Annotated in this window: 16 protein-coding genes; 13 read left to right on the forward strand and 3 right to left on the reverse strand. The window is 60.3% G+C overall.

Going from position 1 to position 18,945, the window contains the following annotated elements; genetic code table 11:
- The first annotated feature begins 35 nt into the window (after positions 1 to 35).
- Both LPU83_RS48460 and LPU83_RS48465 read left to right on the forward strand, forming a co-directional pair.
- Positions 36 to 1,295: a glycerate kinase type-2 family protein gene (locus tag LPU83_RS48460; RefSeq protein ID WP_024314056.1), complete on the forward strand. Its 1,260-nt coding sequence runs from the start codon at positions 36 to 38 to the stop codon at positions 1,293 to 1,295.
- Positions 1,296 to 1,687: 392 nt separating this feature from the next.
- Entirely contained in the window at positions 1,688 to 2,455 is a 768-nt protein-coding gene (locus LPU83_RS48465; RefSeq protein WP_024314057.1) for an SDR family NAD(P)-dependent oxidoreductase, read from the forward strand.
- 85 nt (positions 2,456 to 2,540) lie between these two features.
- On the opposite strand, the gene LPU83_RS48470 is transcribed toward LPU83_RS48465, so the two are convergent.
- Positions 2,541 to 3,752 (reverse strand): MFS transporter, encoded by a 1,212-nt coding sequence (locus tag LPU83_RS48470; protein WP_029709945.1) that lies wholly within the window; start codon positions 3,750 to 3,752, stop codon positions 2,541 to 2,543.
- Between the two features lie 109 nt (positions 3,753 to 3,861).
- Between LPU83_RS48470 and LPU83_RS48475 the strand changes: the two genes are divergently transcribed.
- The 10 genes from LPU83_RS48475 (at position 3,862) to LPU83_RS48520 (ending at position 15,944) form a co-directional block, all read left to right on the forward strand.
- Entirely contained in the window at positions 3,862 to 4,686 is an 825-nt protein-coding gene (locus tag LPU83_RS48475) for an AraC family transcriptional regulator (protein WP_024314059.1), read from the forward strand.
- A 211-nt stretch (positions 4,687 to 4,897) separates the two neighbouring features.
- Positions 4,898 to 6,415, forward strand: coding sequence for a glycerol-3-phosphate dehydrogenase (gene glpD, locus LPU83_RS48480; protein ID WP_024314060.1), 1,518 nt, complete (start codon positions 4,898 to 4,900; stop codon positions 6,413 to 6,415).
- 41 nt (positions 6,416 to 6,456) lie between these two features.
- Complete coding sequence (locus LPU83_RS48485) at positions 6,457 to 7,533, forward strand: ABC transporter ATP-binding protein (RefSeq protein WP_024314061.1); 1,077 nt, start codon at positions 6,457 to 6,459, stop codon at positions 7,531 to 7,533.
- Positions 7,534 to 7,544: 11 nt separating this feature from the next.
- Positions 7,545 to 8,615: an ABC transporter ATP-binding protein gene (locus tag LPU83_RS48490; protein WP_024314062.1), complete on the forward strand. Its 1,071-nt coding sequence runs from the start codon at positions 7,545 to 7,547 to the stop codon at positions 8,613 to 8,615.
- Between the two features lie 2 nt (positions 8,616 to 8,617).
- Positions 8,618 to 9,484, forward strand: a complete 867-nt coding sequence (locus LPU83_RS48495) for a carbohydrate ABC transporter permease (protein WP_029709946.1) — start codon at positions 8,618 to 8,620, stop codon at positions 9,482 to 9,484.
- Between the two features lie 26 nt (positions 9,485 to 9,510).
- Positions 9,511 to 10,341, forward strand: a complete 831-nt coding sequence (locus tag LPU83_RS48500; protein WP_374046193.1) for a carbohydrate ABC transporter permease — start codon at positions 9,511 to 9,513, stop codon at positions 10,339 to 10,341.
- Positions 10,342 to 10,357: 16 nt separating this feature from the next.
- On the forward strand, positions 10,358 to 10,639 hold the full coding sequence (locus tag LPU83_RS48505) for a DUF2160 domain-containing protein (RefSeq protein ID WP_024314064.1): 282 nt from the start codon (positions 10,358 to 10,360) through the stop codon (positions 10,637 to 10,639).
- Between the two features lie 78 nt (positions 10,640 to 10,717).
- Positions 10,718 to 12,442, forward strand: coding sequence for an ABC transporter substrate-binding protein (locus tag LPU83_RS48510; RefSeq protein ID WP_024314065.1), 1,725 nt, complete (start codon positions 10,718 to 10,720; stop codon positions 12,440 to 12,442).
- 150 nt (positions 12,443 to 12,592) lie between these two features.
- Positions 12,593 to 14,110 carry a glycerol kinase GlpK gene (gene glpK, locus LPU83_RS48515; protein WP_024314066.1) on the forward strand — a complete coding sequence of 506 codons (1,518 nt, stop codon included), beginning with the start codon at positions 12,593 to 12,595 and terminating at the stop codon, positions 14,108 to 14,110.
- A gap of 172 nt (positions 14,111 to 14,282) precedes the next feature.
- Positions 14,283 to 15,944 carry a phosphoethanolamine transferase gene (locus tag LPU83_RS48520; protein WP_024314067.1) on the forward strand — a complete coding sequence of 554 codons (1,662 nt, stop codon included), beginning with the start codon at positions 14,283 to 14,285 and terminating at the stop codon, positions 15,942 to 15,944.
- A gap of 86 nt (positions 15,945 to 16,030) precedes the next feature.
- Here the strand turns inward: LPU83_RS48520 and LPU83_RS48525 are convergent, their stop codons facing one another.
- Both LPU83_RS48525 and LPU83_RS48530 read right to left on the reverse strand, forming a co-directional pair.
- Complete coding sequence (locus LPU83_RS48525; protein ID WP_024314068.1) at positions 16,031 to 16,390, reverse strand: response regulator; 360 nt, start codon at positions 16,388 to 16,390, stop codon at positions 16,031 to 16,033.
- A gap of 226 nt (positions 16,391 to 16,616) precedes the next feature.
- Positions 16,617 to 17,402 carry an IclR family transcriptional regulator gene (locus tag LPU83_RS48530; RefSeq protein ID WP_024314069.1) on the reverse strand — a complete coding sequence of 262 codons (786 nt, stop codon included), beginning with the start codon at positions 17,400 to 17,402 and terminating at the stop codon, positions 16,617 to 16,619.
- A gap of 232 nt (positions 17,403 to 17,634) precedes the next feature.
- On the opposite strand from LPU83_RS48530, the gene LPU83_RS48535 reads away from it, so the two are divergent.
- Complete coding sequence (locus LPU83_RS48535) at positions 17,635 to 18,912, forward strand: L-fuconate dehydratase (protein WP_037069725.1); 1,278 nt, start codon at positions 17,635 to 17,637, stop codon at positions 18,910 to 18,912.
- Positions 18,913 to 18,945: the final 33 nt, after the last annotated feature.

An 18,945-nucleotide genomic window follows, 5' to 3' on the forward strand; every position in this document is an offset into this window, starting at 1 on the left:
TGTCCGGACTGCGAACTTTTAGAATGGAGAAGGGTTTGATTTCTGATCCACGAGCTTTCCTGCAAACCCTATTTCACGAGGCAGTCAGGGCGGCGGACCCGTACGAGGCGTTGGTCCGCCATCTGCCAGATCCGCCGAAGGGAAGGACAATCGTTGTCGGGGCCGGCAAAGCAGCGAGCCAAATGGCTGCCGCGTTCGAACGCGCGTGGTCTCATCCCTTCGAAGGGCTCGTTGTTGCCAGGCATGGGCCGATTGCCGATTGCCGATCGACCAAAGTTCTCCAGGCGGCCCATCCCGTCCCCGACAGAGCGGGTCTCGTCGCAGCGGAGGCGCTGATGAACCATCTGCATGGGTTGACCTCCGACGATCTGGTCATCGCGCTGATATCCGGTGGCGGGTCGGCGCTCTTGCCGGCGCCCCCGACCGGCTTTACTCTCGCTGACGAGAGCGCCCTGAACGAGGCATTGCTGGCGTCGGGCGCTCCGATTTCCGGAATGAATGTTGTGAGGAAGCATTTCTCTCGCATCAAAGGAGGACGACTTGCCGCCCTTGCCCACCCGGCAAGGGTTGTCAGCCTGGTCGTGTCGGATGTTCCGGGGGACAATCCGGCCTTCGTTGCCTCCGGACCAACGGTTCCCGACGGCAGCGATGCGGAGGAGGCGCTACGGGTGATCCGGGACTACCGGATAGATCTCCCGGCGCGCATGATCGACTGTATCCGCAATGCCAGAGCACCAACCGCCGGCGACAGCGTGTTCGCGAACAACGAAATTCATGTGATTGCCTCCGCGCGGGTGTCCCTGGAGGCAGCTGCCGATCGGGCGAGATCTCTTGGTGTGCAACCCCTCATTCTTTCGGATTCGATCGAAGGGGAGGCGAAGGATATCGGCCGGATGCATGCGGCGCTCGCTCGTGAGTTCGAAGCGAGCCCCCCGGCTCCAAAGCCTCTCGTGCTGCTTTCCGGCGGAGAGACCACAGTCAGTATCGGAGCTGGAACGTACGGCAAGGGGGGCCGAAACTCCGAGTTTCTTCTCTCGGCAGCGATCGATCTTCAAGGTGTCGACGGCGTCGTGGCAATGGCCGCGGACACCGACGGAATCGACGGCTCGGAAGACAATGCGGGCGCGTTCTGTGACGGCGGGACGGTGGCGCGCATCAGGAGCGCAGGCGGCGATGCGCGCACGTTCCTCGCAGGCCACGACGCGTGGTCGGCCTTCAACCTCACGGGCGATCTCTTCGTGCCGGGGCCCACTGGTACGAATGTCAATGATTTCCGAGCTTTTTTTGTAGTGTGACGACGAGAGTCTGATCAGCTTTCGCGTGCATCGACCCGAATTGTTCCCAGCAGTCGCCGGAGCGTCAGGTTCAGCGTGCCGCAAGACGCCGGATGGCATTGCCACCGGCGCGTATGTCTTTGTTCTGATATTGGAAGCCCGCCCCGGGCCCCTCGGGGCGGGCTCTATCGATCCGGACCCCTTCCGGACCGCGGCTGATGGTGAGCCGCTGGAAATACAAATGGCCGTTGTCGCGCGTTGAGACAACCGAAAGCTGTTTTGTTGGTTATTTGGTAAGGTTACCGGCCGGCGCGCCGTGCGTCTGGACATCGGACGGGATTCTCTTCAACACTGGTATCGGCAGCGTTCTCTTGAACGAGAGTGCGCGACGGCGGAACAAAGGGGACTGTGTCATGGTGGACCGGCTGAAGGGAAAAGTTGCAATCGTTTCAGGTGGCGCGACGGGCATGGGCGGGGCAGCCTCGCGTCTCTTTGCTGCCGAGGGCGCCAAGGTAGCGATCATTGACCGAAATGAAACGGCGGCTCGCCAAACGGCGGAGGAGATCCGCGCTGCCGGTCATGTGGCGGAGTACTGGGTCGCCGATGTGTCCGAAGAGACGGCGGTCATCCAGGCCGTCAAGGGTGTGGAAGGCAAGTTCGGTGCCGTCACCGTGCTCTTCAACCACGCGGGGACCATCGTGATAAAGCCGTTCCTGGAAACGACACTCGACGAGTGGGAATGGCTGCATGCGGTCAACGTTCGATCCATGTTCTTGATGACCCGAGCCGTGCTGCCTGGGATGATCGCTGCAGGCGGCGGTTCCATCGTCTGCACGTCGTCGATCTCCGCTGTCGCGGCAACGCCGATGGAGGTGCTGTACGACACGACGAAGGGCGCAGTGCATATGTTTGCGCGGGCGATCGGGGTTGAGTTCAGAGATCGCAATATTCGCTGCAATGCTGTCTGCCCCGGTTTCATCCGCACACCGCATGGGTTGCGCGAGGTCAGCGAATTGCAGGCGCTTGGCGTGGATGTCTCAGATGCCGCCATCGCCGCTCAACAGGGCCGTATCGGCGAGCCCGACGACGTGGCGCGTGCTGCGCTCTACCTTGCCAGCGACGAATCGATGTTCGTCAATGGCGCGCATCTCTTCGTCGACAACGGCTTCACCGCCATCTAGGTCCGGTCAGCTCATCGAGGGTAAAATCGAAAGGGCCGAGATTATGATCTCGGCCCTTGTCGTTTCGTATCCTGCGGGTACTCTCTTACCTGCCCGCTTTCGCGGTGTGGCGGCGGCCCTTGCCGATATCGGGCAGGAAGACGGTCAGCAGGCCAAGCAGTGGCAGATATGAGCAGATACGATAGACAAACTCGATGCCCATGTGGTCTGCCACCATACCGAGGCCGGCAGCGCCGATGCCGCCAATGCCGAAGGCAAAGCCGAAGAACAGGCCGGCGATCATGCCGACGCGACCCGGAACCAACTCCTGCGCGAAGACGACAATGGCCGAGAAGGCGGAGGCGAGGATCACGCCGATCAGGAACGTCAGGAAGACCGTCCAGTTGTAGTCGGCGTAAGGCAGGGCAAGCGTGAAGGGCAGGGCGCCGAGGATCGAGAACCAGATCACGAACTTGGTGCCGAACCAGTCGACGACAGGGCCGCCGGCGACGGTGCCGATGGCGACGGCGCCGAGGAATACGAACAGCAGAATCTGCGCGTGCTGCACAGATACCCCGAAGCGCTCGATCATATAGAAGGTGTAGTAGCTCGACAGGCTTGTCATGTAGACGTACTTCGAGAACACCAGAAGTGCCAGCACACCGATCGCTGCGATGACTTTCTTGCGTGGCAGGTGTACGGCGGGCACGGCGACCTTGCGGCCGGCGTTGCTTTTGCGGTGGTCGGCATACCAGGCGCCGACGCGCCACAGGATGATCATCCCAGTCAGCGCCGCGAGCGAGAACCATGCTACGCTATGCTGGCCGCGCGGCAGCACGATGAATGCCGCCAGCAACGGACCGATCGCCGAGCCGAAATTACCGCCAACCTGGAACAGAGACTGGGCAAGGCCGTGGCGACCGCCTGATGCCAGGCGGGCAACCCGTGAGGATTCCGGATGGAACACGGCCGAGCCGAGGCCGACGACGCCGGCGCCGACGAGCAACACCCAATAGGCATGTGCATAGGCCAGGAGCACCAGGCCGATCAGCGTGAAGCCCATGCCGACTGCCAGCGAATATGGTAACGGGCGTTTGTCTGTGTAGAAGCCGATCAGCGGCTGTAGAAGCGATGCCGTGACCTGGAACACCAGGCCAAGGAAGCCGATCTGCGTAAAATCGAGGCCGTAGCCTTCCTTGATCATCGGATAAAGAGCGGGAATCAGCGACTGCATGGTGTCGTTGAGCAGGTGGCAGAAGCTCACCGCCATGATGATGCCGAAAACCGTCTGTTCCGCAGAGTGCCTCTCTGCCGTCATTGCGCTGTTTGTCACGATTCCACTCCGTCAATTGACGATCCGGAGATAGCCGACTTGCCGTTGTCCCGCTTTCGTGTTTTGGTCTTGTTGTTTCGCGAGTGGGCCAAAGATGACAAAATCCGGACAGCGGTTGGCGGTGAGCGAGCTGGCCAAGCTTCATGTGGAGCGTCTTGCCGCCATCGAGGCTGCCTCCGAGCCGGTCTACGCCATCCCCTCGGAATATCCGGCCGGCTATCACGTGAAGCCGCACCGCCATAGCCGCGCGCAGTTCGTCTATGCCCGAGCCGGCGTCGTCATGGTGTCGTCCGTGCAGGGGCGTTGGATGGTGCCGCCGCAGCATGCCCTGTGGATACCCGCGGGTCTTGTGCATATGGTCGACATGCTGGGCGATGTCACCATGCTGTCCGCTTATGTCGCGCCGAACGCCTTGGCCGATCCGCCGACGGCGATTCGTGTTGTGGCACTGACCGACCTTGCCCGCGCGCTGATCATAGAGGCCGCCGCGTCACCGTCGGGAGCCACGAGCGGGCGGCATGATCTCGTCATGGCTCTGCTGCTGGAAGAGGTCTTGCGGCTTCCTGACCGGCCGCTGGGATTGCCGTTTCCGTCTGATGCACGCCTGGCGGCCCTTTGCCGCGGCTTCATAGAAAATCCGAGTGCCCGGCTGCTTATCGACGACTGGGCAGAGCGGCTTGCCATGAGCCGTCGCGCCTTCACCCGATTCTTTCGCAAGGAAACGGGAATCAGTCTCTCGACCTGGCGCCAGCAGGCGGCCGTATTCACAGCCTTGCCCCGCCTCGCGGCCGGGGAGGCCGTCACGGCCGTCGCCATCGACCTCGGCTACGACAGCGTCGCTGCCTTCACCACGATGTTCAGACGGATGCTGGGCGCCGCTCCGCGAGCATATTTCAAAGCGCCGCCCGAACAATATTGAGCCTCGGAGGGACGGATCGCGGTGTCGCAAGGCCCCCTGCGGTATCCGTGGGGAGTCCCGACATGACGTTGACGTTCACGGCAAATCTGTGGCTTTCAAAAATTCGAAAAACATTCGTTTGACATTCGAATAATCTTCGCTTTAACTGCATTCACTTTCGCAAATGCGCAAGCATGTTGCGTTGCAGTATATTCTGGCTCGGAGGGGGAATGTGAGCCGTCAGATTCACGATCTTTTCATCATCGGCGGTGGCATCAACGGCTGCGGGATCGCGCGTGATGCGATTGGGCGCGGCTATACGGTCGCGCTTGCGGAGATGAACGATTTCGCGTCCGGCACGTCCTCCGGCGCGACCAAGCTCATCCATGGGGGCTTGCGATATCTCGAACATTACGAGTTTCGTCTGGTGCGCGAGTCGCTGATGGAGCGCGAAGTGCTCTGGGCGATGGCGCCGCACATTATCTGGCCGATGCGCTTCGTACTGCCCTATCACAAGGGCGGCATCCGACCGGCATGGCTGATCCGCGTCGGGCTGTTTCTTTACGACCATCTCGGCGGCCGCAAGCTATTGCCGCCGACCGCCGTTCTCGACATGCGTCGGGATCCGGCTGCTAAGCCGTTGAAGGCGCTCTTCACGAAGGCATTCGAGTATTCGGACGGTTGGGTCGACGATGCACGCATGGTTGTGTTGAACGCGAGGGATGCCGCCGACCGCGGCGCGCTGATCATGCCGAGAACGAAGGTGGTGTCGGCGCGGCGCGAGAACGGTCTATGGTCGATCGAGACGATCGACACCGTTAGCGGGCAGGCGAACAGTTTTCAGGCGCGGATGCTGGTGAATGCAGCCGGTCCCTGGGTCGATCACGTCATTCGCGCGGCCTTCGGGCAGAACGAGGCTCACCATGTACGGCTCGTCCAGGGCAGCCATATCGTGGTGAAGAAGAAGTTCAACGATCCGCGTGCCTATTTCTTCCAGAACCCAGACAACCGCATCATCTTCGCGATCCCCTACGAGCAGGACTTCACACTGATCGGTACCACCGACCGCGACTACTCGGCCGATCCAAAGGATGTGAAAATTTCCGAAGAAGAAACGGCGTATCTCTGCAACGCGGCGAGCGAGTATTTCAAGGAGCCGGTGCGGCAGGAAGACATCGTCTGGACCTATTCGGCCGTGCGGCCGCTGTTTGATGACGGCGCTTCCAAGGCACAGGAGGCAACCCGCGACTACGTGCTGAAAATCGAAGGCGAGGGTGAAAGTGCGCCGCTCCTCAACGTCTTCGGCGGCAAACTCACGACCTATCGGCGGCTTTCCGAGCATGCGCTGGAAAAAATCGCTGCGGCGATCGGTGCCAAAGGCGCGCCGTGGACAGCGAAAAGCCATCTGCCGGGCGGCGATTTCGCAGCAACCGGCTATGAGGCTGAAGTCGCGAAACTGAGGGGCCGCTATCCGTTCCTGGCCGACCGGCACGCGCGCCGACTGGTGCGCCGCTACGGCACGAAGGCGTCGGTTCTTCTTGGACGGGCGACCAACACCGAGGACCTCGGACGCTGTTTCGGTGGCGATCTCTACGAAGCAGAGGTTCGCTATCTCATCGATCACGAATGGGCCAGACGCGCAGATGATGTGCTGTGGCGAAGAACGAAGGACGGCCTGCGTCTAACCAAGGAACAGGCTGCGCTATTGGAGGAGTACATGGCCGCGCGACCGGCACAGATGGCTGGTTGAAGCGGTAATGTCCCCGCTGTTGAGGAGGCACGGGAACCGGAATGCTTGAATTGCGGAACGCCGCAAAGATGGTGGGCGGGGAGTATCATATCCACGCGACCAGTCTTGCGTTTGAAAAAGGCACGCTGAATGTGCTGCTGGGGCCGACGCTGTCCGGCAAGACGTCGCTGATGCGGCTGATGGCCGGGCTCGATCGTCCGACGAGTGGTTCCGTCCATTTCGACGGCGCGGATGTGACCGGCATGGCGGTGCAGAAGCGCAATGTCGCGATGGTCTACCAGCAGTTCATCAACTATCCGGCGCTGACGGTGTACGAGAACATCGCCTCGCCGATGCGGATTGCCGGCAAGAATGTGGCGACGATCGACCGGGAAGTGCGCAAGGCCGCCGATCTGCTGCGCCTCACGCCCTATCTGGACCGGACGCCGCTCAATCTCTCCGGCGGCCAGCAGCAGCGCACGGCGCTTGCGCGCGCCCTCGTCAAAAATGCCAGCCTGGTGCTGATGGACGAGCCGCTCGCAAACCTCGACTACAAGTTGCGCGAGGAACTGCGGGCCGAGCTACCGAAGATTTTTGCGCAATCCGGCGCGATCTTCGTTTATGCCACGACGGAGCCCTCCGAAGCGCTTCTGCTCGGCGGCAACACGGCGACCCTTTCGGAAGGTCGTGTGACCCAGTTCGGACCGACCATTTCAGTCTATCGAAACCCGTTCGATCTTGTCACGGCAAAGACCTTTGCCGATCCGCCGCTCAATTTCATTGATGTCGTAAAGGCTGGTGGAGTGTTCCAAAGGAAGGATGCGACGATGCTTCCGGTGCCTGCACATCTGGCCGCAATGGCCGATGGTCCGGTCACCATTGCCTTCCATCCGCATCACCTCGGTCTTTCGCTGCAAACCCCGGCCGCCGCAAGGCTGCAGGCTCGCACACAGATCTCGGAAATTACCGGGTCGGAGAGCTTCGTGCACCTGGATTTCGATGGCGTGCGCTGGGTCATGCTCGCCCACGGTATTCACAACATTGATCCCGACACCGAGGTCGACGTGTACCTCGACACGCGTCATGTCATGGCTTTTGGCACCGACGGTCGCGCTATCGCAACTGGCGCAAAGGCGTAAGGGAGAAGGACATGGCACGCATCACGCTCGACCACATCCGCCACGCCTACGGACCGAACCCGAAGTCGGACACGGACTACGCGCTTCGCGAAGTCGATCACGAATGGAGGGACGGCGGCGCCTACGCGCTCCTCGGACCATCCGGCTGCGGAAAGACAACACTGCTCAACATCATTTCCGGCCTGCTGCAGCCATCGCATGGCCGCATCCTCTTCGACGGAAACGATGTGACGAACCTTTCGACACAGGCGCGCAACATCGCGCAGGTGTTCCAGTTCCCGGTCATCTACGACACGATGACCGTCTACGACAATCTGGCCTTTCCGTTGCGCAATCGTGGCGTCGCCGAACCGGACGTCGACCGCCGCGTTCGTGACATTCTCGAGATGATCGACCTCGGGGGTATGGCCAAACGCAAGGCGCAGGGCCTGACCGCCGACCAGAAGCAGAAGATTTCGCTCGGTCGCGGCCTGGTGCGCAACGACGTCAACGCCATCCTGTTCGACGAGCCTTTGACCGTTATCGACCCGCACATGAAGTGGGTGCTGCGTTCGCAGCTGAAGCGGCTGCACAAACAGTTCGGTTTCACCATGGTCTACGTGACCCACGACCAGACGGAGGCGCTGACCTTCGCTGACAAGGTCGTCGTTATGTACGAGGGGGAAATCGTCCAGATCGGCACGCCGGCAGAGCTTTTCGAGCGGCCGAGTCACACGTTCGTCGGCTACTTCATCGGCTCACCGGGCATGAATGTCCTGCCGGTCCAGTTGCAGGGTAACGCGGTCCGTATCGGCAGCGAGACATTGTCATTGGACTATGCGCCGCAAACGGCCGCTGGTGCAAAGACCGAGTTGGGCATCCGTCCGGAGTTCATCAATCTCGGCCGCGAGGGGATGCCGGTCACCGTCAACAGGGTCGAGGACATTGGACGGCAGAAGGTCGTGCGGGCCACCTTTGCCGGTCAACCGATCGCCATCGTCGTGACGGAGGACTCCGAAATCCCGACCGATGCGCGGGTGACCTTCGATCCGGATGCAATCAACATTTATGCCAATTCCTGGCGCGTCGGCAGGGAGGGCTGAGCATGGAAAAGACCTGGAACAACAAAGCCTGGTTTCTGGTTCTACCAGTTCTGGTCCTGGTTGCCTTCTCAGCCGTCATTCCGCTGATGACCGTTGTGAACTACTCGGTGCAGGACACATTCGGGAACAACGAGTTCTTCTGGGCGGGTACGGACTGGTTTGTGCAGACGCTTCATTCCGACCGCTTCTGGGCGGCATTGCAGCGCAATCTCGCCTTCTCGCTGATCATTCTGGCGTTGCAAATCCCGCTTGGCATCTTCATCGCGCTGAACATGCCGAAGAAGGGGCTCGGCGTGCCGGTCTGCCTCGTGCTGATGGCGCTGCCGCTGCTCATCCCATGGAACGTGGTCGGTACGATCTGGCAGGTTTTCGGTCGTGTCGACATCGGCCTGCTCGGACATACGCTGGAAGCACTGGGGTTTGACTACAACTATGTCCGTGACCCGATCGATGCGTGGATCACCATCATCGTTATGGACGTCTGGCATTGGACAAGCCTTGTCGTCCTGCTCTGCTATGCCGGCCTCGTGTCGATCCCGGATGCCTATTATCAGGCGGCGAAGATCGACGGCGCGTCGCGCTGGTCCGTCTTCCGCTATATCCAGCTGCCGAAGATGAAGCGGGTGCTTCTGATCGCCGTGCTGTTGCGCTTCATGGACAGTTTCATGATCTATACCGAGCCTTTCGTCGTCACCGGCGGCGGTCCCGGCAACTCGACCACGTTCCTGTCGATCGACCTCGTGAAAATGGCCGTCGGCCAGTTCGACCTCGGTCCGGCAGCGGCAATGTCGATCATCTACTTCCTGATCATCCTGCTACTCTCATGGATCTTCTACACCGTGATGACCAGCGGCGACGAGAACGCGTGAGAAAGGAGAGGACCATGGATCAGACAATGAAATACAAGCCTGCGAAATACAAGCCAGCGGGCAACTTCTCCTGGGTCGTTTCGACGATCTACATCATCTTCCTGCTGCTGCCGATCTACTGGCTGATCAACATGAGCTTCAAGGAAAATGCCGAGATCACCGGCACCTTCTCGCTCTGGCCGCTTAACCCGACGCTCAGAAACTACACAGTTATCTTCACCGATCCGTCCTGGTACAACGGCTACATCAATTCGATCACCTATGTCGCCATGAACACAGTGATCTCGGTGCTGGCGGCGCTGCCTGCGGCCTATGCCTTCTCGCGCTACCGGTTCCTCGGCGACAAGCATCTATTCTTCTGGCTGCTGACGAACCGGATGGCGCCGCCGGCCGTCTTCGCGCTGCCGTTCTTCCAGCTCTACTCCGCCTTTGGCCTCATCGACACGCACATAGCGGTGGCGCTCGCCCACTGCCTGTTCAACGTGCCGCTGGCGGTCTGGATCCTCGAAGGCTTCATGTCGGGCGTGCCGAAGGAGATCGACGAGACGGCCTATATCGACGGCTACTCGTTCCCGCGCTTCTTCATCCGGATCTTCATGCCACTTGTGGCTTCAGGCATCGGCGTGGCCGCCTTCTTCTGCTTCATGTTCTCGTGGGTGGAACTGCTGCTGGCCCGCACGCTGACGACGACGGCGGCCAAGCCAATCTCGGCGATCATGACGCGAACGGTGTCTGCCTCGGGCATGGACTGGGGCGTGCTGGCGGCAGCCGGCGTGCTCACCATCATTCCCGGCGCGCTCGTCATCTACTTCGTACGCAACTACATCGCCAAGGGCTTCGCGCTCGGTCGCGTCTGACAAGGGAGGACCACTCATGCATTTTTCCTGGATGGCGTGGACGCTGCCGACAGCATTGTTTTTCCTGACGATTCTCATGCTGCTGGTCGGCATGAGCGTCTGGGAGTATCTCGCGCCAGGCGGTTCGCCGCGTGTGGGAATCCTCAGGTTTGAAACCACGCGAGGAGACCGGCTCTTCGTATCGCTGCTTGGCGCAGCGTTCATTCAACTCGCATGGCTGGGTCTTGTTGGACCCAACCTGTGGTGGGCTCTTGCCATTTCCGTAGTCTACGCCATCGGCGTCTTCCGCTACGTGTGACGGCAGGGAAAGACAGATGGCCGGGGGCACTGGCCGCCTGAAACGTGAAGACTGCAATCGCAACCCTGGGAGGATATTATGCGAAAGCATTTACTAGCGACAACAGCAAACATGTTGCTGGCCATGGCGGGCTCCGCCTATGCCGGCATGGATGAGGCGAAAACCTTTCTGGACAAGGAAGTCGGCGAACTCTCGACGCTTTCCCGCGCCGACCAGGAAAAGGAAATGCAGTGGTTCGTCGATGCGGCAAAGCCTTTTGCCGGCATGGACATCAAGGTTGTTTCCGAAACGCTGACGACTCACGAATATGAATCGAAGGTTCTGGCGCCTGCCTTCACGGCGATCACCGGCATTAAGATCACCCACGACCTGATCGGCGAAGGCGACGTCGTCGAAAAGCTGCAGACACAGATGCAGTCGGGCGAAAACATCTACGACGCCTATGTCAACGACTCGGACCTGATCGGTACGCATTGGCGCTACCAGCAGGCCCGCTCGCTGACCGACTGGATGGAGAAGGAAGGCAAGGACGTCACCAATCCTGGCCTCGACATCAATGACTTTATCGGCACCAAGTTCACGACGGCACCTGATAAGAAGCTCTACCAGCTTCCCGACCAGCAGTTCGCGAACCTCTACTGGTTCCGTTACGACTGGTTCAACGACGAGAAGAACAAGGCCGACTTCAAGGCGAAGTACGGCTACGATCTCGGCGTTCCGGTCAACTGGTCCGCTTATGAGGACATTGCCGAATTCTTCACCGGCCGTGACGTAGGCGGCAAGAAGGTCTTCGGCCATATGGATTATGGCAAGAAGGATCCGTCGCTCGGATGGCGCTTCACCGACGCCTGGCTCTCGATGGCCGGCAACGGCGACAAGGGTCTTCCGAACGGCCTTCCGGTCGACGAGTGGGGCATCAAGGTCGATGAGAACTCCCGTCCCGTCGGCTCGTGCGTCGCGCGCGGTGGTGACACCAACGGCCCGGCCTCTGTCTATGCGATCCAGAAGTATCTGGATTGGTTGAAGGCCTATGCACCGCCGGCAGCGCAGGGTATGAACTTCTCCGAATCCGGCCCCGTTCCGGCGCAAGGTGAAGTGGCCCAGCAGATCTTCTGGTACACCGCGTTCACGGCCGATGCCGTCAAGCCCGGCCTGCCAGTGGTCAACGAGGACGGCACGCCGAAATGGCGCATGGCACCGAGCCCGCACGGCGTCTACTGGAAGGACGGCATGAAGCTCGGCTATCAGGACGTCGGTTCCTGGACGCTGATGAAGTCGACACCTGACGATCGCGCCAAGGCTGCGTGGCTATACGCGCAGTTCGTGACCTCGAAGACGGTGGACGTCAAGAAGAGCCATGTTGGTCTCACCTTCATCCGCGAATCCACCATCCGCGACAAGAGCTTCACGGAACGTGCTCCCAAGCTCGGCGGTCTGATCGAGTTCTACCGCTCGCCGGCCCGCGTCCAGTGGTCGCCGACCGGCACCAACGTTCCTGACTATCCGAAGCTGGCACAGCTCTGGTGGCAGGCCGTCGGCGATGCATCTTCGGGTGCGAAGACCGCGCAGGAAGCCATGGATTCGCTTTGCGCAGAGCAGGAAAAGGTCCTGCAACGCCTGGAGCGCGCCAAGGTGCAGGGCGATATCGGTCCGAAGCTCGCCGAAGAGCATGATCTCGAATACTGGAACAAGGACGCGGTCGCCAAGGGCAACCTCGCTCCCCAGTTGAAGATCGAGAATGAGAAGGAAAAGCCGGTTACCGTCAATTACGACGAACTGGTCAAGAGCTGGCAGTCCAACTGATCAGCGGCATTTGGTCGGGTACGAGGCCCGACCAATAGCAATGCCGACGGCGCGCAAACGCCGTCGGCACCAACCACCCCATGGAATGACCTATCGTATGAGCTGGCGCATTCGCGGCGGCGAGGCGAACTGTTGCGCCCGGAGAAGACAATGAGCGGCCATATTCTCGCGATCGACCAGGGCACGACGTCCTCGCGCGCGATCGTCTTCGACGCCGGGATGAAGATGATCTCTTCTGCGCAGGAAGAGATCAAGCAATCCTATCCCCAACCAGGTTGGGTCGAGCATGACCCGGACGAGATCTGGACCACGGTGGTCAATACGGCACGGAAAGCTTTGGCAAACGCCAACGTTCCAGTGGCCGATATCGCCGCGATCGGTATCACCAACCAGCGTGAGACGACCGTTGTCTGGGAGCGAAAGTCGGGCAGGGCGCTCTACAAGGCAATCGTATGGCAGGATCGGCGCACGGCCGAGGTCTGCGACAGTCTCAAGGCTGACGGTTACGAGAAGCTCTTCAGCGCTAAGACGGGTCTGCTACTGGACCCTTATTTTTCCGGAACGAAACTGCGCTGGCTGCTCGACAATGTCGACGGATTGCGGGAGCGTGCCGAGGCTGGCGAGGTGTGTTTCGGTACTGTCGACAGCTGGCTTATCTTCAATCTGACCGGCGGACGCGTTCATGCCACGGATGCCACCAACGCGTCGCGAACGCTGCTTTTCAATATAACGGAGGGCCGGTGGGACGACGAGCTTCTTGGCCTCCTCAGGATCCCGGCAGCCATGCTTCCGGAGGTCAAGGACTGCGCGGACGATTTCGGCGTCACCGATCGCGATGTCTTCGGGGCAGCCATCCCAATCCTCGGTGTTGCCGGCGACCAGCAGGCGGCCACTATCGGCAATGCCTGCTTCAAGCCCGGCATGATGAAATCGACCTATGGGACAGGCTGCTTTGCCCTGCTGAACACAGGGCGTGACTGCGTGGCATCCAGCAACCGGATGATTACGACGATCGCCTATCGGCTCGGCGGCAAGACGACCTATGCGCTGGAAGGCTCGATTTTCATCGCCGGTGCAGCCGTGCAATGGCTCCGCGACGGCCTTGGCCTTATTTCACAGGCATCGGAGAGCGGCACCCTGGCGACGCGAGCCGATCCCAATCAGCAGGTCTATGTGGTACCTGCCTTTACGGGGCTCGGCGCTCCTTATTGGGATCCAGAGGCGCGGGGTGCGATTTTCGGCTTAACCCGAAACAGCGGCCCGGCCGAATTGGCGCATGCGGTACTCGAATCCGTGGCCTACCAGACACTCGATCTGCTGATCGCGATGCGGAAGGATTGGGGCGGCCATCACATCGAGACGGTCCTGCGCGTCGATGGCGGTATGGCCGCCAGTTCCGACTGGACGATGCAGCGTCTTGCCGATGTGGTCGGCAATCCAGTGGACCGGTCCGCTGTTCTGGAGACAACGGCGCTGGGCGCGGCCTGGCTCGCGGGTTCGAGAGCGGCGGTCTGGCCGGACCACGAGCAATTCGGAAAGGCCTGGGCTTGCAACAGGCGGTTCCAGCCCTCGATGGAGGAGGCCGAGCGGCAGACGAAGATCGCCGGTTGGCGCAATGCCGTGTCGCGCACGCTATCCGGCGCGCAATACGGCAATCCGCTGGCCTGAACCGCTCAATGTATGCTCGCCCTTTAGAGGCGGCTGCGATGCCTCGTCTTCAAGCGTTCAGGTGACTGTCAGAAAATCCGGCCATGGCTGGCGAATATTATCGGCGGCCATGAACTACCTATGATCCAATCCTGGTTCCGTCGACGCCAAATCTGGACGCGGAGACGACCAATTGAAAGATAGTGCCACCAAGGCCGGCCTGATTGACCGGCGGCCGGCAATCGGCAGCGTGACCCTTTGCGTTGCTACCACTCTCTACCTGCTTTTTGTGACAAATCACGCGTTCTGGAGCACTGCCTATGGCGATTTCGCTACCGATCGTCTGTCGTTCGTGCTGTTTGCGATCGGTATTTCGGCAGTCAGCATGGCAATCGTCACTGCTTTCTCTGCGAAGTACGTTACCAAGCCGTTTCTGATCCTTTTCGTGCTCACGGCAGCCGCCGGCTCCTGGTTTACCGATCAGTTCGGGGTGATCGTGGACAAGGAGATGATCCGCAATGCAGCTGTGTCGACAGGCGCGGAGGCAGGGCATTTGATAACGGTGCGCTTTGCGCTTCATATGCTGCTCACTGGAATATTGCCGTCGCTTCTCATTGTGTGGGTGCGTATCCGGCATCGCCCGGTGCTGTCCAAGCTTGCTCATAATACGGGCGTGATCCTGGCTTGCCTTTCCGTCTTCGCCACAATCGGATTCGGCGACTACCGGGCCTTTGCGGGTGTCGGGCGGGCTCACAGGGACATCCTCGAGAGGTTAAATCCATTTGCGCCGATCACAAGCACCATTGGATTTGCAGTCTCGTCCGAGGAGGATGCGCGTGTCGCTGCTGCGCCGCTTGGCATAGATGCGCATCGGGTAAATACGGCCGGTCTAAACAAGCCGCGCGTGACAATCATCGTCGCCGGCGAGACTGCCCGTGCAGACGATTTCTCGCTTGGTGGTTATCCGCGCAAGACCAATCCGGAACTCGAAAAGCAGAACGTCGTCTATTTTCCGAATACGAGCAGCTGCGGTACAGCGACGGCAATCTCGATTCCTTGCATGTTCTCCATCTATCCGCGGACGGCCTATACGCATCGCAAGGGCCTGGCGACCGAGAACCTTCTCGACGTGCTGAGCCACGCCAAGGTCGACGTGTCCTGGCTGGACAACGATACCGGCAGCTATCACGTGACTGACCGCGTCGCCTATACCTCGCTGCCGCAGTCTAACGATCCACGCTTTTGCAAGGACAGCGAGTGCCTTGACGCCATCCTGCTCGACAAGGTCGACGATTGGCTCGATCACGTGAAGGGTGACAGCGTCTTAGTCCTCCACCAAATCGGCAGTCACGGGCCTGCCTACTTCGCTCGTTACCCCGATGAGTACCGACGCTTCGTTCCCGACTGCCGGGCAAATGACTTTGGCAACTGTACGGCCGAAGAGATCACCAACGCCTACGACAATACCATCCTCTATACGGATCACGTCGTTTCGACCGTCATCGACAAGCTCAAGCAGCATTCTGAGAAAGTCGCGGGTGCAGCGATCTACGTATCGGATCACGGTGAATCGCTTGGCGAGAACGGCATCTACCTGCATGGTGCGCCGTATATCGTGGCGCCGTCGCAGCAGACGCACGTCCCGTTCCTGGCGTGGGTCAGCGACGATCTCGCCAAATCCGCCGGCTTCGACATGAGCTGCATGGCCAAACAGACGGATGGCTCCCGTTCACATGACAACCTCTTCCACAGCGTGCTTGGGCTGATGGATGTGGCGACCAAGGTTTATGATCCGCATCTCGATGTTTTCGCCGCGTGTCGCCGACAGACGGACAAGACGGCAAGTATCCAGTGATGAACCAGTCAGCCTCGGTGTGCTGCCGCAGCGGTTGGCCGAGGCCTACGGGTATTGGCCGCCTCATTTGGGCGGCCAATCAGGATTCAGTGCTTGCGGTTTGCCGCTTTCATCCGCTCCGAAAGTTCCGAGAGCCCGAAGGGCTTCACCAGGAAATCGTCTGCGCCACTTTGCAAGCCCTCGATCTGATCCGAGGTCTGGTCATGGGCTGTGAGAATGATGACGGGGACGAAATTCGCTTGTCGTCTAAGCGCCTTCAGCAGAGTAAGGCCGTTGCCATCAGGTAAGCGCAAGTCGAGCAGAATTACGCCGTACTTGCCGGTTCCGGCCGCTTCCGTCGCTTCGGCGAGGTTAAGGCACCAGTCGACTGAATGACCGTCGGCCGCGATGTGATCGCGCACGGCATCTCCCAGCAGGACGTTGTCCTCAACCAGCAATACGTTCACGCGTCACCTCCGCTGCTGCGTGCCTGCCTTGCGGCAGCATGCCCAATCACCATGATGGTTTCGCTTGGGGGCGTCGCAGAGCGTCGCCAGGATTTCTAATGAGGTCGCTAGCTGACAGTGGCCTTAAAGCTGTGTGGGTCGCGTTCAAAAGCTGCCGTGGCGAACGCTCCGAAGCTGTGCCCCGGCAAGCGACCAGCCGAGCGAAATGTGCTCTTGGCGAGCTGGCTCACGCCGGTGTTCTGACGTCAGAGCCGGCCAGCAGCGAAAGCTCGCCCGCGGTTTTCATCACCATGGTGATCGTCTGGCTGATGTCGGGAGAGGCCGGCGCGTTGACCAGGGCAATATAGGGACAGGTAAGAGCTGCAATGCAGCGCCCGTCTGGCCCAAGGATCGGCGCCGACAGGTTATGAACGCCTGCCGTCTGCGCGCTCGCCATCATTTCGTAGCCGCGCTCGCGGATATGGGCGAGGCGCTCGTGAAACTCCGGTCCGAGATTGACCTCCTCGCGGCTGCGTGCATGTTCTGCGATCATCATCTGTCGTTCTTCGTCGCTTCGGAAGGCAAGAAGCACATGGCCGGAACCGGTGTCGAAGAGACTAATATGGGAGCCGACGCGGATCGAGATGCCCCAATAGTCCGGCGCCTCGTGCTGGGCGATCACCACCGCCGAACCGCGATCAAAGACGACCAGGTGGTTCGCCTGCTTGGTCCGTTGCGCAAGCTCGCGCATCAACGGTGTGGCGAAGGAAGCCAAGCGGCGCGTCGGCGCATGCAGTTGCGACAGCCCGAAAAGCTTGAGCGTGAGGGTGAACCGATCGCCCTCCAGCTTGGTGACGTAGCCGCGTCGCACGAGGCGGTCGAGCATGCGATAGAATTCGTTGGGGCTGCGATCGAGACGTTTGGCGATCTCCGCCTGGGTCAGCCCTTCCTCGACGCTGGCCAAAAGCTCAAGGATATCGAGCCCCTTGTCCAGCGCCGGGGCGCGGTATCGATCAGCGTCATCAGCTTCCATCAAACTTCTCCTGTGAATACGCACTTACATATACAAATGTGCAATTGCCGAAAAGCGTAAGTTGACATCGCGTTGCGCCCCCGCGCGTCTTGCATATAAAAAGAAAACTCATTCATGAGTTGTCGGTGGCGACGCAGCGTGGTTGTATTGGCGCGATGTTCCGAGCTTGCCGTCTGATTGGTGGGTGCCATCTATAGAACCGAACGCCCGTGTAACCGAATTCGAGAATGCCATGACCCGTATCACCGACCTTCGCGTCTTCGACCTTCGTTTTCCGACGTCGCAGAGCCTTGATGGCTCTGACGCGATGAACCCGGATCCCGATTATTCGGCGGCCTATGTCGTCTTGGAGACCGATGAAAGCGGCCTGTCCGGCCACGGGCTCACCTTCACCATCGGCCGCGGCAACGACATCTGCTGCATGGCGATCGAGGCGATGCGCCATCTCATCGTCGGCGCTGAGCTTGCCGATGTTCTTGCTCATCCAGGCAAATTCTGGCGGCATCTCACCAGCGACAGCCAACTGCGCTGGATCGGGCCGGAGAAGGGCGTGATGCATCTCGCGACAGGCGCTGTCGTCAACGCCGTCTGGGATCTGCTCGCCAAGCAGGCCGGCAAGCCCGTCTGGAGACTGGTGGCGGAGATGTCGCCGGAGGCGATCGCCGACATTGTCGACTATCGCTATCTGACCGATGTTTTGACCCGCGATGAGGCGATCGAGATTCTGAAGCGCGCGGAGACTGGGAAGGCCGAGCGGATCGCGACGCTCGAGACGGAAGGTTATGCCTGCTACACGACCTCGGCAGGTTGGCTTGGTTACGACGATGCGAAGCTGCGCCGCCTGTGCCAGGAAGCGATCGACGCGGGCTTCAACCATGTGAAGATGAAGGTCGGCCGCGACCTCGAAGACGATGTCCGTCGCTTGAGGATCGCCCGCGAAGTGATAGGTCCCGACCGTTACTTGATGATCGATGCCAACCAGGTATGGGAGGTGGGGCAGGCGATCGATTGGGTGAACAAACTCGCTTTCGCCATGCCGTTCTTCATCGAGGAGCCGACGAGTCCGGACGATGTTGCCGGCCATCGCAAGATCCGCCAGGCGATCGGTCCCGTGAAGGTCGCCACCGGCGAAATGTGCCAGAACCGCATCATGTTCAAGCAATTCATCGCTGAAGGCGCGATCGATATCGTGCAGATCGACTCCTGCCGCATGGGGGGCTTGAACGAAGTACTGTCTGTCCTGCTGGTCGCAGCGAAGTTCGGGCTACCGGTCTGGCCGCATGCGGGCGGCGTCGGGCTTTGCGAATATGTACAACACCTGTCGATGATCGACTACGTCGCCGTTTCCGGAACAAAGGACGGGCGCGTTATCGAATATGTCGATCACCTGCACGAGCACTTCCTCGATCCCTGCGTGATCAAGGATGCGGCCTATATGCCGCCGCAAAAGCCGGGCTTCTCCATTGAGATGAAACCTGCTTCGATCGCCGACTATACGTTTCGGGGATAGATCTTTTCCCGGCTGAGTCCGCAGTCGCGGCCT

Origin of the sequence: Rhizobium favelukesii, assembly GCF_000577275.2 — a bacterium.
In the GTDB taxonomy this organism is placed as follows: domain Bacteria; phylum Pseudomonadota; class Alphaproteobacteria; order Rhizobiales; family Rhizobiaceae; genus Rhizobium; species Rhizobium favelukesii.